Annotated in this window: 10 protein-coding genes; 3 read left to right on the top strand and 7 right to left on the bottom strand. The window is 70.4% G+C overall.

Annotated elements, in window-relative coordinates; all coding sequences use genetic code 11:
* The first annotated feature begins 2 nt into the window (after positions 1-2).
* Positions 3-3,977 carry a type I polyketide synthase gene (locus tag ACFSVL_RS10300; protein WP_378302824.1) on the top strand — a complete coding sequence of 1,325 codons (3,975 nt, stop codon included), beginning with the start codon at positions 3-5 and terminating at the stop codon, positions 3,975-3,977.
* Positions 3,978-4,053: 76 nt separating this feature from the next.
* Here the strand turns inward: ACFSVL_RS10300 and ACFSVL_RS10295 are convergent, their stop codons facing one another.
* The 4 genes from ACFSVL_RS10295 to ACFSVL_RS10280 form a co-directional block, all read right to left on the bottom strand.
* Positions 4,054-4,884 (bottom strand): SAM-dependent methyltransferase, encoded by an 831-nt coding sequence (locus ACFSVL_RS10295; RefSeq protein ID WP_378302822.1) that lies wholly within the window; start codon positions 4,882-4,884, stop codon positions 4,054-4,056.
* Between the two features lie 25 nt (positions 4,885-4,909).
* Complete coding sequence (locus ACFSVL_RS10290; protein WP_378302821.1) at positions 4,910-6,136, bottom strand: cytochrome P450; 1,227 nt, start codon at positions 6,134-6,136, stop codon at positions 4,910-4,912.
* Complete coding sequence (locus ACFSVL_RS10285; protein WP_378302819.1) at positions 6,133-6,318, bottom strand: hypothetical protein; 186 nt, start codon at positions 6,316-6,318, stop codon at positions 6,133-6,135. Before ACFSVL_RS10285 ends, ACFSVL_RS10290 begins: the two co-directional genes overlap by 4 nt.
* Before the next feature lie 69 nt (positions 6,319-6,387).
* Positions 6,388-7,569, bottom strand: a complete 1,182-nt coding sequence (locus tag ACFSVL_RS10280) for an LLM class flavin-dependent oxidoreductase (RefSeq protein WP_378302817.1) — start codon at positions 7,567-7,569, stop codon at positions 6,388-6,390.
* A 325-nt stretch (positions 7,570-7,894) separates the two neighbouring features.
* Here ACFSVL_RS10280 and ACFSVL_RS10275 point away from each other — a divergent pair, with 325 nt between their 5' ends.
* The gene (locus ACFSVL_RS10275; RefSeq protein WP_378302815.1) at positions 7,895-8,725 is read left to right on the top strand and encodes an SDR family NAD(P)-dependent oxidoreductase; all 831 of its coding nucleotides are present in this window, start codon (positions 7,895-7,897) and stop codon (positions 8,723-8,725) included.
* Positions 8,726-8,791: 66 nt separating this feature from the next.
* Here the strand turns inward: ACFSVL_RS10275 and ACFSVL_RS10270 are convergent, their stop codons facing one another.
* Positions 8,792-11,545: a helix-turn-helix transcriptional regulator gene (locus ACFSVL_RS10270; RefSeq protein ID WP_378302813.1), complete on the bottom strand. Its 2,754-nt coding sequence runs from the start codon at positions 11,543-11,545 to the stop codon at positions 8,792-8,794.
* Positions 11,546-12,212: 667 nt separating this feature from the next.
* Between ACFSVL_RS10270 and ACFSVL_RS10265 the strand changes: the two genes are divergently transcribed.
* Positions 12,213-12,584, top strand: coding sequence for an antibiotic biosynthesis monooxygenase family protein (locus tag ACFSVL_RS10265; RefSeq protein ID WP_378302811.1), 372 nt, complete (start codon positions 12,213-12,215; stop codon positions 12,582-12,584).
* Positions 12,585-12,663: 79 nt separating this feature from the next.
* On the opposite strand, the gene ACFSVL_RS10260 is transcribed toward ACFSVL_RS10265, so the two are convergent.
* Positions 12,664-13,425 (bottom strand): hypothetical protein, encoded by a 762-nt coding sequence (locus ACFSVL_RS10260; protein WP_378302809.1) that lies wholly within the window; start codon positions 13,423-13,425, stop codon positions 12,664-12,666.
* A gap of 234 nt (positions 13,426-13,659) precedes the next feature.
* Entirely contained in the window at positions 13,660-14,115 is a 456-nt protein-coding gene (locus tag ACFSVL_RS10255; protein ID WP_378302807.1) for a flavodoxin family protein, read from the bottom strand.
* Between the last annotated feature and the right edge of the window lie 7 nt (positions 14,116-14,122).

The following is a 14,122-nucleotide window of genomic DNA, read 5'->3' as shown; positions in this document are numbered from 1 at the left end:
ACATGGACAACGAGCCCAAACTCCGGCGCTACCTGAATCTGGTCACGGCAGACCTCGTCAAGGCCCGCAAACGGACGGAGGAACTCGAGCGGCGGGCAGGCGAACCGATCGCGATCATCGGCATGGCCTGCCGCTACCCGGGCGGCGTGCGCTCGCCGGAAGACCTGTGGGAGCTGGCGGTCACCGGGCGGGACGCGATCACCCCGTTCCCGGAAGACCGGGGCTGGGACCTCGCCTCGCTCTACCATCCCGACCCCGAACACCCCGGCACCAGCTACACCCAGCAAGGCGGGTTCCTGGCCGACGTCGCGGACTTCGACGCGCAGTTCTGGGGCATCTCGCCCCGCGAGGCGATCGCGATGGACCCGCAACAGCGGCTGCTGCTGGAAACGGCGTGGCAGGCCATCGAACGGGCCCGGATCGATCCGCATTCGCTGCACGGCAGCGAAACCGGAGTGTTCATCGGCCCGAGCGTGACCGACTACGCCGCCCTGCTCGCGCGCTACCCCGCCGGGTTCGAGGGCCTCCTGCTCAGCGGCCTGGCCGGGGCCATCATCTCCGGCCGGCTTTCCTACCTCCTGGGGCTGGAGGGACCGGCAGTCACCGTCGACACCGGTTGTTCGTCGTCGCTCACCGCCCTGCATCTCGCGGCGAGCGCGCTGCGCGCCGGAGACTGCTCGCTCGCCTTGGTCGGCGGGGTGTCCGTGCTCGTCACGCCGGGCCCGTTCGTCGAGTTCAGCACCCAGCGCGGGCTCGCTCCGGACGGCCGCTGCAAGTCGTTCGGCGACACCGCGGACGGCACGTCCTGGGCCGAGGGCGTCGGCATCGTGGCGGTCGAACGGCTTTCCGACGCCCGCCGCCACCGGCACCCGGTCCTGGCGGTGCTGCGCGGCTCGGCGATCAACCAAGACGGGGCGTCGAACGGGCTCACCGCGCCGAGCGGCCCGTCCCAGCAACGAGTGATCCGGCGCGCGCTGGCCGCCGCCGGGCTCACGTCCGCCGATGTCGACGCCGTCGAGGCCCACGGCACCGGCACGACGCTGGGCGACCCGATCGAGGCTCAGGCGCTGCTTGCCACCTATGGACGGGACCGGGAGCCCGGCCGTCCGCTGTATCTGGGGTCGCTCAAGTCCAACCTCGGCCACAGCCAGTCCGCCGCCGGAGTGGGCGGGCTGATCAAGACGGTGATGTCGCTCCGGCACGGCAAGCTGGCCCCTACCTTGCACGCCGACCCACCGTCCACTGAGGTCGATTGGACGGCGGGCGACATCGAACTCCTGCAGGAGCCGCGAGCGTGGCCGGACACCGACGGCCGCCCCCGACGCGCGGCGGTTTCCGCCTTCGGCATCGGCGGCACCAACGCGCACGCCATTCTGGAAGCAGTGTCCGAAGTGGACACTGAACGGAAAGTTGACGGTGTCGCACTCGCGGCCATTCCCTGGCTGGTCTCCGGCCGCACCCCAGCCGCCATGCGAGCCCAGGCCGCGCGGCTGGCCGCCTTCCTGACCGACGAGGCCGACCCCGTCGACGTCGGATATTCGCTGGCCACGACGCGCGCCGCACTGGAGAACCGCAGCGTCGTCGTGGCCACCGACCGCGACGGCCTGCTCAGCGGGCTCAACGCCCTCGCCACGGGCACTCCAGACGCCGCTGTCACGACGGGCGCGACGGTGCGCGGACGGCTGGCCTTCCTGTTCACCGGCCAGGGCGCGCAAAAACTGGGCATGGGCCGCGAGCTATACGTCGAACACCCCGTCTTCGCCGAAGCGTTCGACGCGGTGTGCGCGCATCTCGACGGCCCGATCGGCCGCTCGCTGCGCGACCTGATCTTCGCCTCCGACGAGTCTGGTCTCCTGGACCGCACCGGCTTCGCCCAGCCCGCGCTCTTCGCCGTCGAGACCGCGCTTTTCCGGCTCGTCGAATCGTGGGGCGTGCGCCCGGATTTCGTTGCTGGGCATTCGATCGGCGAGATCACTGCCGCGCACGTGGCCGGGATACTGTCTCTGCCGGACGCTTGCGCGCTGGTCGCCGCCCGGGCCCGGCTCATGCAGAGCATGCCGCCCGGCGGCGCGATGATCGCGGTACGCGCGTCCGAAGAGGACATCCGGCCGATGCTGGACCTGGCCGACGACGTGTCCGTCGCCGCAGTGAACGGCCCCGCTTCAGTCGTGCTCTCCGGCAACGAGAAGACGCTAGCCACCCTGACGGAAGCGTTGACCGACAAGGGTTTCCACACCCGCGAACTGCGAGTCAGCCATGCCTTCCACTCCCCGCTGATCGACCCGATCCTGGCCGAGTTCCGTTCGGCGATCGAGGGCATCTCGTACGCCGCGCCGCGCATCCCCATCGTGCCGCTCGCACCCGGCGAGGCGGACCGGGGCGAGCGGATGCGGTCGGCGGACTACTGGGTCGCCCAGGCCCGTGCGGAGGTGCGTTTCTCCGACGGTGTCGCGCGGTTGAGCGAGGCCGGTGTCACCACCTTCCTGGAGCTTGGCCCGGGCGGGGTCCTCGCCGCCCTCGGCCCGGACTGCCTTCCGCCGGCCGGTCCAGACGTGCCGAAGCGGGTCTTCGTGCCGACGCTGCGTCAAGGCCGGGCCGAGCCCGCCGCGCTGATGGACGCGATGGCCGCCCTTTTCGTCCGCGGTGTGCCGGTCGACTGGCGCGCGGTGTACGCGGGCACCGGCGCGGCGCAGCTCGACCTGCCCACGTACGCCTTCCAGCGCCGCCGCTACTGGCTGGTCGACCACCTGCCCCCAGGCGCGAGCTTGCTGGCCGACCAAGGCGTTGTCGCCGGGACGGGCACGCCGCCGGACGTCGCCCCAGTCGAGGAAACACCCTCCACACGGGACAGGCTGGCCGATCACCCGCGCGAGGAGTGGGCGGAGATCCTGCTCGCCGAGGTGCGCAACCAGGTGGCGCAGCTGATGGGCTACGACGCACCCGAGGACGTAGACGCCCAGCGGGGCTTCGCCGAACAGGGTTTCGACTCGCTGACCTCGGCCTGGATGACCGAACGACTGGGTGCCACCACTGGTCTGGACCTTTCCCGAACGCTGACGATCGACCATCCGACGCCGTACGCCGTCGCCACCCATCTCGCCGACCGCTTCGCCGCTCTCGACCTGTCCCCCACCGCCCCGCCGGCGGCCGAACCGCTCCCGGCCTTGTTCGCCCAGGCCTGCGCACAGGGCCGAGTACAGGACGGGCTGGACCTGCTGGCCGTCGCCGCCCGGCTGCGCGTGGGCACCGGCCAGCCGCGCGAACCGGTCAGCTTCTCGCAGGGGCTCGCGGGACCGACGCTGGTCTGCATCCCGTCCGTGGTCGCGCCCAGCAATGTCTACCAATACTCGCGAATCGCCCGCGCACTGCGCACCACGCACAACGTGGCCGTGCTGCCGCTGACCGGCTACGCCGACCACGAGTCCCTTCCCCCGACCCGGACCGACCTGGTGGCCACAGTCGCCGAAGCCGTGCGCGGCAGCGTGACCGGACCGTACGTCCTCGTCGGCTACTCCTCCGGCGGCTGGATCGCCCACGCGGCCGCCGCCCGGCTCAAGGAACTCAGCGCGGCACCGGAGTCGCTCGTGCTGCTGGACAGCCACCTGCCCGGCAGCACCGGCCTGGCCGAGATCCAGGTCGATCTGCTCGGCGACGCGTACGCCGACTGGACCGCGGCACAACCGCCGCGCGCCGCCGAACTGACCGCGATGGCACACCACCTGCAGTTGTTCGACGATTGGGTGCCTGCGGAGATCCCTGGCGTGCCAACGCTGTTGCTGCGCGCCACGGAACGGATGGGCGGTCGCACCGGCGACGACTGGCGGGCCCGATGGGTTTCCGGCCACGACGCTGTTGATGTGCCTGGTACGCACTTGAGTCTGATCGACGAACACGCTGGCAGCACTGCCTCGGCGATCAGCAGTTGGCTGGCCGCTCATCCCCGGGCTTCGGATGCTGCCGGGCAAGGAATCCCGTGACAGGCCGTGAGGGGAACCCTGAGGGAATCAGATTCCCCCAGGGTTCCCCTCACGGACGTAAAGTTACCTCCGGGGATTACGCCGTCTTGTGCGCCGTAGCCACCAAATAGCCGAACTCCGGCAGCGTGGAAATCGGATGCAGCAGCACCTCGATCAACTGCCGCGCCGCGTCGCCGAACTGCTCCTCCAGCGCCCCGCGATGCTCACTCGCACCCTCACCCATCAGCCGCAGCGTCCGGCTCGTATGAGCACTGACGTCCAGCATCTCGTCCAGCTCCAGGCCCGCGCCAGTGATCAGCGCCCGGTAGTCGTCGATGCTGGGCAGTTCGGCGATGGCGAACTTCGCCTTCGCGTCGTCGAGCACGTCCTGGTACTCCGGCCGGATCGGTTCGCGCTGGCACGTGTCCGCAATCACCAGGCGGCCCCCGGGGCGCAGCACGCGCCGCATTTCCGCCAGCGCGCGGGGACGGTCCATGTGCAGCAACGATTCGAACGCCCAAGCCACGTCGAACGACGCGTCCGGATAAGGCAGCGCCATCGCGTCGGCGTGCTCGAACCGGACGCGGCCGGACAGTCCCGCCGCGGCGGCGCGGGCGGTGGCCTCCCGCGCCTGTCCCGGGTTGATCGTGACGCCGGTGATGTCCGCTTCGACGGTGCCGGCCAGGCGGAGCGCGGGCGTGCCGATACCGCAGCCGACGTCCAGCATCCGCTGGCCGGGCCGCAGCTTCAGGCGCTCGATGAGCACGTCGGTGAGCCGGTCGGTGGCGACGTCCACGGAACTGTCGTCCTCGTCGGAAAGCCAGTATCCGTAGTGGAAGTTCTCGCCCCAGAAACGCAGGAACATATGGGTGAAAACGTCGTAGAATTCCGAGACCAGCTCCGGCTGGCCAGCCATCTTTTCCGTCATGTCCTTCTTCCCGGTAGATGCTCGGTCAGGCCGCGGCGATCGGGACGCCCAGAACTCCGCGCAGCGTGAAGTCGGAGCCGAATTTGATCTCGCCGGCCAGCTCGTACTCCGGCAGTTTGTCCAGCAGCCGGTTCAGCCAGACGCCCATCTCCAGCCGGGCCAGGTGGATTCCCAGGCAGATGTGCGGCCCGAAACCGAAGCCGATATGCGCCTTGCGGGGACGGGAGATGTCGAAGGAATGCGGGTCCTTCCAGCGAGCGGGATCGCGGTTCGCGCACCCCAGAAGAGACACGACCGCCGCGCCTTCGGGAATCGTAATGCCCTCGACCTGCGACTCATCGCTGCAGGCATGGCGCAAAACCAGCTGCGTGAGCGTCGACCAGCGGTGGACCTCCTCGATCGCGGGCGCGACCAGCGACCGGTCGGCCACCAGCGCGCGACGCTGGTCGGGATGAAGCGCCAGCGCGTACAGGGCCATCGCCATCACCTGCGCCGTGCTCTCGTTCGCCGCGACCGTCAGCATCGTCCCGTTCGCGATGATTTCCCGGTCCGGCATGGACGACGCGAAATCGTCGTACACCATCTGGGCCATCAGCGTTCCGTCCGACGACCCCTGCGCACGCTGCTTTTCGATGAGGCCGCCGATGTACGAATTCAACGCGGCCGCCGCGGCGGCACCCTCGGCGATAATCTCCTGACCACGCGGAGTCGGGTCCAGCCGGGCGCCGAGAACCGCCGCTGTCGCGTCGCTCCACTTGATGAAGTCTTGGTACACATCCTCTTCGACGCCCAGCAATTGAGCGGTGACCACAGTGGGGATAATCCGCGTCATCCCGGCGAGTGCGTCGAGAGATTCGCCGGATCGAAGGCGTTCGACGAATTCGTCCACATAAACGTCCACGATGCGCTGGATCCGCGCGGTCCAGTCGGCCTCGACGGCCTTGCGCTCGAATCCCGGTGCCCAGATTTCGCGGACCGTCTGGTGCCGGTGCCCGTCCGTGCCGAGGAAAGTCGGCCCGCCGAAGGCTTTTTCCATCTCCGCGAGCACTTTCGCGGAGTTGAAGTGGCTGGTGTCGCCCAGCACTCGCACACAGTTGTGATGCGACGTGATCATGTACTGGTCGTGATGCGAGTTGTAGACGACCGGCCCCATCGCGCGCCAGGAGTCCATGGTGTCGTAGGGATCCTGCGCGAAGGCAGGGTCGAGCATGTCGAAGTCGACGGCGGGACAGTCCGCCACTGCAGGGTTCATCGAAGGTCCTCTCCCCGGCCGGGATCGGCCTCGCCGGGTGTCATCGCGGCCACAACGTGTTCGGCGGGAACGTCGTAGCGGTGGGCGTCGCGCGTGTGCAACTGGGCCAAGCGGATCAGGTCGTCCTTGCCCGCTGCCTCGATGAGGCCTCCGCACATCGGGCAGCTCACTTCAAGGCCCATGGCCGCACTCTCCTGTTGGCTGATCGGCGCCGAAATCCGGGCGCGGGCAAGCGTTTCCCGACCGGCCGGTCAGGCTCGGCCGGCCACCTCGTCGGCGTACTTGCGGTTCATGTGCTCGAGCGCCGCGCCGGCCGCGACGGTCGCTTCCTCGCGCCGCGCGAGAATCCGGGCGCGGGCGTCGAGGGACGACTGGGCGTGCGTCTTCCCCGCGCCCTGGAAATGCGGGGCGACCTGACGGGCGATCAGCTCCCACGAGCGCCACGACGCCGCCGGGTCGGCCCAGTCGTGCGCCAGCAGCAGCACCGTGCCGAACCCGCCGGACTGGTCGACCATCCGCTGGATCTGGCGGCGGACGTCCTCGGCGGTGCCGATCGCGCCCAGGCCCGAACTGTTGACGAACTCGACCAGCTCCCGCGTGCTGCCCTCGGGCAGTGCGAGCCCGGGCACGGCCGCGTTCTCGTTCAGGTGCCCCAGCCACTCCTTCAGCCCGAACTCGACGTCGCGGTACGCCTGCTCCCGGGTCTCGGCGACGTGCACCTCGGTGACCAGCCGCCAGGTCGAGCGGTCCGGCTCCGGCCGTCCCGCGCTGGCGGCGCGCTCGACGGCGATCCCCCAGTGGTAGCCCAGCGCGTCGAAGCCGTCCTGGGTCATCGTCGCGCCGAGCGAAATCAGGCTCACGCCACGGCTTCCGGCCAGGCGCGCGCCGGTCGGCGACGCCGTCGCGGCCACCGCGATCTCGAAGCACGGCTCGGTGTACGGGCGCATCTGCAGCGTCGCGTCGACCAGCGTGTGGGCCCCGACCTTCGCGGTGACCGACTCGCCGGCCAGCAGCCGCTGGACGACGTCGAGATGGGTCTCGAGCAGTTCGCGGCTTTCGGTGGGAGTCAGGCCGATCATCGCCGCGTCGGCGGGCAGCGAGCCGGGGCCGACCCCGAACATCACCCGGCCGCGCGTGAGGTGGTCGAGCATCACCATCCGGTCGGCCGTCCACAGCGGATGGTGGTACGGGAGCGTGGTCATGCCGGTCCCGAGACGGATCCGGGTGGTCCGCTCCGCGGCCGCCGCGATGAAGATCTCGGGCGAGGCGATGATGTCCCGGCCGGTCGAATGGTGCTCCCCGATCCACGCCTCGTCGAAGCCCAGCCGGTCGAGGTGCGCCATCAGGTCGAGGTCGCGGCGCAGCCACCACGTCGGGCTCTCGCCCAGCGGGTGGATCGGCGGCAGGAACGCGCCGAAGCGCAGGCTGGTCATGCGAGCACCGCGAAGGACTCGGCGCCTGAGGTTCGCTCGAGCGGCGCATTCGGCGCGGACGGAAAAAGGATCAGGATCGGCGCGTGCCCGGCATTAGCCATGAATTTACCTCCAGCAGGCTGGCTGCGGCCCAACGTAGTCCACCTCCGGCCCGGTCAGCACCCTCTCCGGACCGCTCGGCGCCCCCCTAATTCTGCCCCGGCATTTCTGGGGTTTTATGCCCGGAATCCTGGGGTCGCGATCCGCGCGAAATTGCGGCCGGGACCGGGAATGCGTGGTGGGATAGCCGTAAGCACCGATGCCGGCAGAAGGAGACGTTTCCGTCATGGCGACATGGTTCATCACCGGAGCCGCCCGGGGGCTGGGCGCCGAGATCGCCCGGCACGCCTTGAAAGCGGGACACGACGTCGCCGTCGGCGCCCGCCGGGTCGGCGCGCTGCCCGGCGACCTGCGCGGCGAACGCTGCCTTCCGGTCGCCCTCGACGTCACCGACCAGGCCCAGATCGACCGGGCCGTGGCGCAGGCCGTCGACCGGTTCGGCACGATCGACGTGCTGATCAACAATGCGGGCCGGGTGCTGGCCGGTGCGCTGGAAGAGGTCACCGACGCCGAGGCCAAGTCGCTGTTCGACGTCAACGTCTTCGGGCTGATCAATGTGACGCGCGCGGTCCTGCCGGTCATGCGCGCCGTCGGCCGCGGCAAGATCGTGCACATCGGTTCGCGGGCGGGGTTCGAGGGCGAGCCGGGGGTGGGCCTGTACAGCGCCACTAAGTTCGCGGTCGCTGGCATCAGCGAAGCCCTCGCCGCCGAGGTGGCCGCGTTCGGGATCCAGAGCATGGTCGTCGAGCCCGGGGCGTTCCGCACCGACCTCTTCGACGCCAGCTCGCTGTCGATCTCCGCGACGCGCCTGGCGGCCTACGACGGCACCCCCGCCCACCTTGTGCGCGACGGGATCGATGCGGCGAATCACGCACAGCCCGGGGATCCGGTCAAGGGCGCGGCACTGATCGTCGAGGTGACCGACGGCGAGATGCTGCCCTCGCATCTGCTGGTGGGCAGCGATGCTTACGAGCGGCTTGAGGCCAAGAACGCGATGGTTGCGAAGCAGATCGCTCCCTGGCGCGACAAGGCGCTGGACACCGCGCACCGCGACTGAGCTTTTCCACAGCGCGTCCTGCCGGCTGGCCCGGCAGGACGCGCTTTTCGTTGCCAGCGCTGGTGTTTACGCGGAGGCCTCGCCCGCCGGGCGCGGAAGCGCCGACTGGGGCCCGAGCCGCGACAACAGCTGCACCCGCGAACTCACCCCGAGCTTCCGGTAGATCCGCGTCAAGTGCTGCTCGATCGTGCTCGTGGTGAGATACAGCCGACCGGCGATCTCCCGATTGGTCATGCCTTTCACCGCGAACTTCGCGACCCGCCGCTCCGCGTCGCTGAGCATCAGCAGGTCGACCTCCGACTCCTCCAGCACGTCCGAAGCACCGGCCCGCCGGGCAGATTGTTCCCCGAAGAACGCCTGCTTGATGCTGTTGACCTTGCGCGCCACCGACCGCGCCCGGCCGGCCTCGCCGAGCCGGGTGTACGCGTCGTGCAGGGCGGCGAGCGCGCTCGCCAGCTCGAACTTGTCCCCGCTTCGGTGCAGGACGTCCACCGCCTCGCGCAGCACCGGCGGCCGGGCGCGCAGTTCGCGCGTCGCCGCCAGCAACTGCAGGGTGCGCCCGCGCACTCGCAGCGGGCCGCCTTGGCCAAGCAGGCGAAGTTGTTCGCGCGCATGGCGGGCAGCCGCCTCGCGGTCCCCGAGCTGGAGGTAGGCGGCGGCCATCTCGGTGCGCCACGGGAACGCCCCGGTCTCCGCCATCCCCCACTGGTCGAGCAGGTCGCCGACGGCCTGGAAGTCGTCGAGAGCCACCTGCGCGAGCCCGCGCTCGACGTAGTGCCGGCCGCGCGCCAGCAGATAGAACAGGCCGAACGGCGTCTCGAACATCACGTCCGGCACCGGCACGGCGAGCGTGCGCGCCGCTTCTTCGGTTTCGCCCTGCAGCGTTTGCGCCGTCAGCAGAGTGCTCAGCGGAACGCCGGCCAGCACGCCCGCATCGGCGGCCGGGATGAGTTCGAGCGCGGCCGCCGCCCGGGTCGCCGCGACGCCGAGCGAACCGCCGCGCAAGGCGATTTCCGCCGCGATCGCGCAGAACAGCGCGTGCCAGGTGGGCGCCTGGAGTTCGAGGCAGGTCAGCATCAGCCCCTGGCACCGCCGTTCCGCTTCCTCCAGCCGCTCGGCGTAAACCATCGTGCAGAGCGCGAGAACGAGCGGCAGCAGGTTGGCCTCGGTCAGCGGCTGCTGCCACAGCGCCTCGTCCGCCTGCACCAGGCGTTCCGCGGTCGCCCCTTGGTGGTGGGTGCTCTGGAAGTGTTCGAGCAGCCGGTAGCCGATGGCGCCCGGCGGTCTGGCGGGCGTGCCGGCCGCCCGCCGGACGACGCCCGGATACAGTTCGGCCAGCCACGTCTGCATCGTCTCGAACTCCCACGACGGACGGGAGCCCGGCGGCGACTCGGCCTCCATCCGGGAGAGCACGGTGCACGCGTCGGCCACCCGGCCCTGGAGCAGCATGATGATCAACGGCATGGTCGCGTGCGCGCCCCGCAGCCGTCCGCTCAGCATCGCGTCGGTCAGCGCGGACAGATGGCCGGCCGAGGCGCCGAGGTCGACCCGCCACTCGGCCCGCAGCAGCAAGGCCAGGGTCTCCGTCCGGCGCTGGACGTCGGTGTCCGCCTGGTACGCCAGCCGCAGCAGCTCCGCGGCCCGGCGCGGGTAGCCCTCCTCCAGCGCCTGCTGCGCCCCCTCGACCAGGTTCGGCACGGCCGACGGGTCGTCGAGCCGGCCGGAGGCGACGAAGTGCTCCGCGATCGTCAGGGAGTCCGCGCCGCAGGCCTTGAGCAGCTCCGCCGCGCGCCGGCGCAGCTCGGACCGGTCAGCGGCGGAGAAAGTGGCGAGCACGGCGCCGGCGATGACCGGATGCCGCATCCGCCCGGCTTCCACCAGCCCGATCCGGGTCAGCACCCGCACCGCCGCGTCGACCCGGTCCGGCTCGGCTCCGGCCAGCCCGCCGAGCAACGCGAACCGCGACGGCTCGCCGGTCACCGAGATCGCGCCCGCGACCCGCAGCGTCACCGGATCGCACCGGTGCAGGACGCGCTGGACCGCCCGCTCGAACTCGGGCCCGGTGTCCAGGCTGGCGCGCGGGCCGTCACCGCCCGCGGACGCCCGGCTGTCCTCCAGCAACGCGTGCAGGAGCAGCGGATTCCCGCCGGTGAGCCGGTATGCCTTCGCGGCCAGGTCCGGCGCGGCGGGCTCGGGAAGCCGTTCGGTGATCAGCTCGGCGACGCCGCCCGGCGACAGCGGGGCCAGCAGCCGCAGCCGGAAGTAGGGCTGCTGGTAGAACTCTGCGCAGAACACCCGGGGGCTGCTCGGGCACGTTTCGGTGTCGTCGCGCCAGCCGAGGACGATCAGGATCCGGGCCTGGCTGGCACGGCGGATCAGATAGATGAGCCATTCCTGGGAGAACGCGTCGATGTACTGCGCGTCGTCGATGGCGATCACCACCGGATGCCGGCGGGCCAGGTCCAGCACCGCCGCCGCCAGCCCGTCGAGCACCCGGGAGCGGCTCACCCCGTCGGACGCCGCGTCGGCGAGCAGCTGGTAGTCGAGCAGGCCGCCGACGACCTCGGCCGTCTCGCCGTCGAAGACCCCGCCAGCCAGCAATTGACGCACGATGCCCAGGGAAAACGAGCATTCGGTCGGCGCCCCGCTGGCGCGCAGCAGCCGCGCCCCGAGGCCGCGGGCCCGGCCGTCGAACTCGTCGATCAGCGCTGTCTTGCCGGTCCCGGCAACCCCCTTCAGCACGACGACGCGCACGCCCTCGGTGGCGGACTCGGCGAAAGCCTCGGTCAATTCAGCGAGTTCGGACTCTCGTTCGATCATGCACGATCCCCCTGCCTTGCGGAGCGGTTCGTTAGGAGTGCGGCGGCCGCGCCGATGGACCGCGCGGGATACGCGGCCAGTACTATTTCTTGCGCAAAGAATCGGTTCTCCCGCTTCGAACATACCGGCCAAGCACTTCTGCGAACGGGTCGCAACAGGACACAATTCCCGTTCCGCCTGCCAGGCCTCCATCATTGAGCAGGAGAGGCACACCACCGCGTAGGAACGGGCACACCTGGCGGATCCGCCGGAGACGGGCGAAGAACGCGCGGGGCGCATTGCCCGGACCGGGAAGAATTGCGCTCGCCGATTGCCGCATTAGCACATCGAGTTTTTCTCAGCGAATTCTTCTTGAACCGCGGGCGCTGATCGGGTAGGCGGTCCGGCCCCGCGCCCCCGGGCACGGCTGAGGCGCAGATCACCGCCGTCCGCCCTGGCCCGCGCGGCCGGGCCCCTCCCGGCGGTGCCGTCTTGATCATGAGCGCAGGCTACCGGCGGACGAGACCCCGCGGAGACCACCCGAAACGGATTCTGCACGGCCGGTCAGCCGTCGTGTCCGAACACTCCCTGCCCCGCCGCACCGACGCCCGCGGCGTGGCGAAACTCGCGGCGCCTCGCTAGCGTGGGCCACCGGACCCGGGAACTTTCTTTCTCCGAAGGGACGCGCGTGCTCGAGATCAGAGACTTCGAACCGGACCTGCCGTGGTCGGCGCAGTTCGAGGAGCCGGACCCCGGGCCGGTCACCGTCATCAACACCTTCGTCGTGCCCGCCGGGCAGTACGAGCCTTTCGCGGAGGCGTGGCGGCTGGGCTTCGAGCTGATCAAGGTCGCGCCCGGGTTCGTCTCCGCGAAGCTCCTCCGCGGGATCGGGCAGAGCCGCGTGGTGACCGTCGTGGCCGTCTGGGAATCCGTCGCCGACCTGCGGGCAGTGCTCGGCAGCCCGGAATTCAAGGAACTCCTGCCTTTGTACCCGGACGGCACCGTCCTGTATCCGGCCCTGGAGCGCGAGATCGACATACCCGGCCTTCGCGACACCTGAGCGCGAAGAAGGCCTCCTTGCCACGGCGACAAGGAGGCCCTCATCCGTCCACAATGGACTCAGCGCGCGCCGCGCTCCGTCAACGGCACTTCGTGACGCTGTCGACGATCGCCACTCCCCCGACCGCGGCACCATCGGCAGTGGGAGTGAACGCCAAGACCCAGCCCGGCTTTTCCGCGATGGGCAGCTCGAACCGTCCCGCCTTGCCCTGCTTCAGGCCGCGTGCGTCATACGCCTTGTGCAAGTCGGCCAGCGACGATCCGGCGCCGATGCCCTCCGCGGTCTTGGCCCCGGGCGGCGCGCCCAGCTCGTGCAAGCCGTTCTTGCCGAACGAAGCGCCGCCGGCCGCGGCGAACGCCTTGTCGCGCTCTTCTCGCTTGCCTGCCAGGTCGGCGGCCGCCATCGCCGAGTCTGCCGCCAGCTGGGCCGCCTCCGCGTCCTTGGCGGCAGCTTTGGCCGAATCCGCGGCGGACGACCCGCCGGTGCGCTGCTTCGCCTCCTGGTCCGCCGCGTCCGACTTGGCGTGGAGGTCGGTGGCTTTCCGCTCCGCCTCGGCCTCGGCCGCCAGCCGGGCCTGGTCCGGCGCGGGGCCGCCCTGCCAGCTCAAAACGGTGCAGCCGTCCAGCGCGGACACCGGGGCGGTGGCGAGTTTCCCGGTGGCGAGCGCCGCTTCCTTGGCCATCCCCGGAGCGATGCCGCGGTACCCCGCGGCGCCGAAAGCCTCCGGTCTGGCGGTTTCCGGCGGCGCCGAGGTGGCTTCCGACGAACACGCCGCCAGCGCGGCGACCGTGCCGATCGCCACGGCCGCGCGGCCGATGGACAGGACAAAACCCTTGTGCATCTGATTCCCCTCTAAACCAGACCCAATCTCATGGGGTCGTTCCCGGTGGACCGGGACAACAATCAATCTACTCGCGAGGACCACGAAATTTCCCGGGCGTGCGCGAGGTGGAAGACCGGGTCGTTGGGTCCGAGAGGTCCGTAGCGGGTGAGGGGGTCGAAGCACGCTTCCGCAGGTGGCCGGATCGACGCCGGCCGGTTGGGCCGGGCGCGGCCTGCACGCGTATCCAGCGGGTCAGGCGCGCAATCCTTCGGCGAAGAGGCGCGCCGCGGCCAGATCGGCAGCGTCGGGCCGCCCCTTCCGGATGCCGCCGATCGGTTTGAACGGGAGGTAGGTGTCCCACGCGCGGCACGAGAAGGTGTCGACCACCTCGAAACCCTTCTCCTCCAGCAGCCGTACCAGCGGACGGGAGAACCGCTGGAACCGGGCTTCGGGAAAACCGCTGGTGGCGAAGACGAACGCCTTGCCGCGCCGTCCGTGCGGCAGCGACTGGACGAACTCGCGCAGCTGCGCGTGAAACGACCCCAGGAAGATCCCCGAACCGAAACCCACGAGATCGCAGCCGGCGAGCGCGGCCGGGCCGACCTGCCCCGGAGCGGCGACCGGGGCGTCCAGGACCTGGCCCATGACGTCGGCGATCCTCTTGGTGTTGCCGTGCGACACGGAGGTGCACACGATGACGGACTTCATGACGCGG

This window comes from Amycolatopsis silviterrae, from assembly GCF_042684085.1.
Taxonomy (GTDB): domain Bacteria; phylum Actinomycetota; class Actinomycetes; order Mycobacteriales; family Pseudonocardiaceae; genus Amycolatopsis; species Amycolatopsis silviterrae.
The sequence above is the reverse complement of the archived record's forward strand: the minus strand, read 5'-3'. Positions and strand labels throughout refer to the sequence as shown.

Bases quoted from the DNA above. Each gene is read 5' to 3' on its own strand.
- ACFSVL_RS10260 (WP_378302809.1), bottom strand. From the start codon at position 13,425: ATGCACAAGGGTTTTGTCCTGTCCATCGGCCGCGCGGCCGTGGCGATC.
- ACFSVL_RS10285 (WP_378302819.1), bottom strand. From the start codon at position 6,318: ATGGGCCTTGAAGTGAGCTGCCCGATGTGCGGAGGCCTCATCGAGGCA.
- ACFSVL_RS10270 (WP_378302813.1), bottom strand. From the start codon at position 11,545: ATGATCGAACGAGAGTCCGAACTCGCTGAATTGACCGAGGCTTTCGCC.
- ACFSVL_RS10290 (WP_378302821.1), bottom strand. From the start codon at position 6,136: ATGAACCCTGCAGTGGCGGACTGTCCCGCCGTCGACTTCGACATGCTC.
- ACFSVL_RS10295 (WP_378302822.1), bottom strand. From the start codon at position 4,884: ATGACGGAAAAGATGGCTGGCCAGCCGGAGCTGGTCTCGGAATTCTAC.
- ACFSVL_RS10255 (WP_378302807.1), bottom strand. From the start codon at position 14,115: ATGAAGTCCGTCATCGTGTGCACCTCCGTGTCGCACGGCAACACCAAG.
- ACFSVL_RS10275 (WP_378302815.1), top strand. From the start codon at position 7,895: ATGGCGACATGGTTCATCACCGGAGCCGCCCGGGGGCTGGGCGCCGAG.
- ACFSVL_RS10280 (WP_378302817.1), bottom strand. From the start codon at position 7,569: ATGACCAGCCTGCGCTTCGGCGCGTTCCTGCCGCCGATCCACCCGCTG.
- ACFSVL_RS10300 (WP_378302824.1), top strand. From the start codon at position 3: ATGGACAACGAGCCCAAACTCCGGCGCTACCTGAATCTGGTCACGGCA.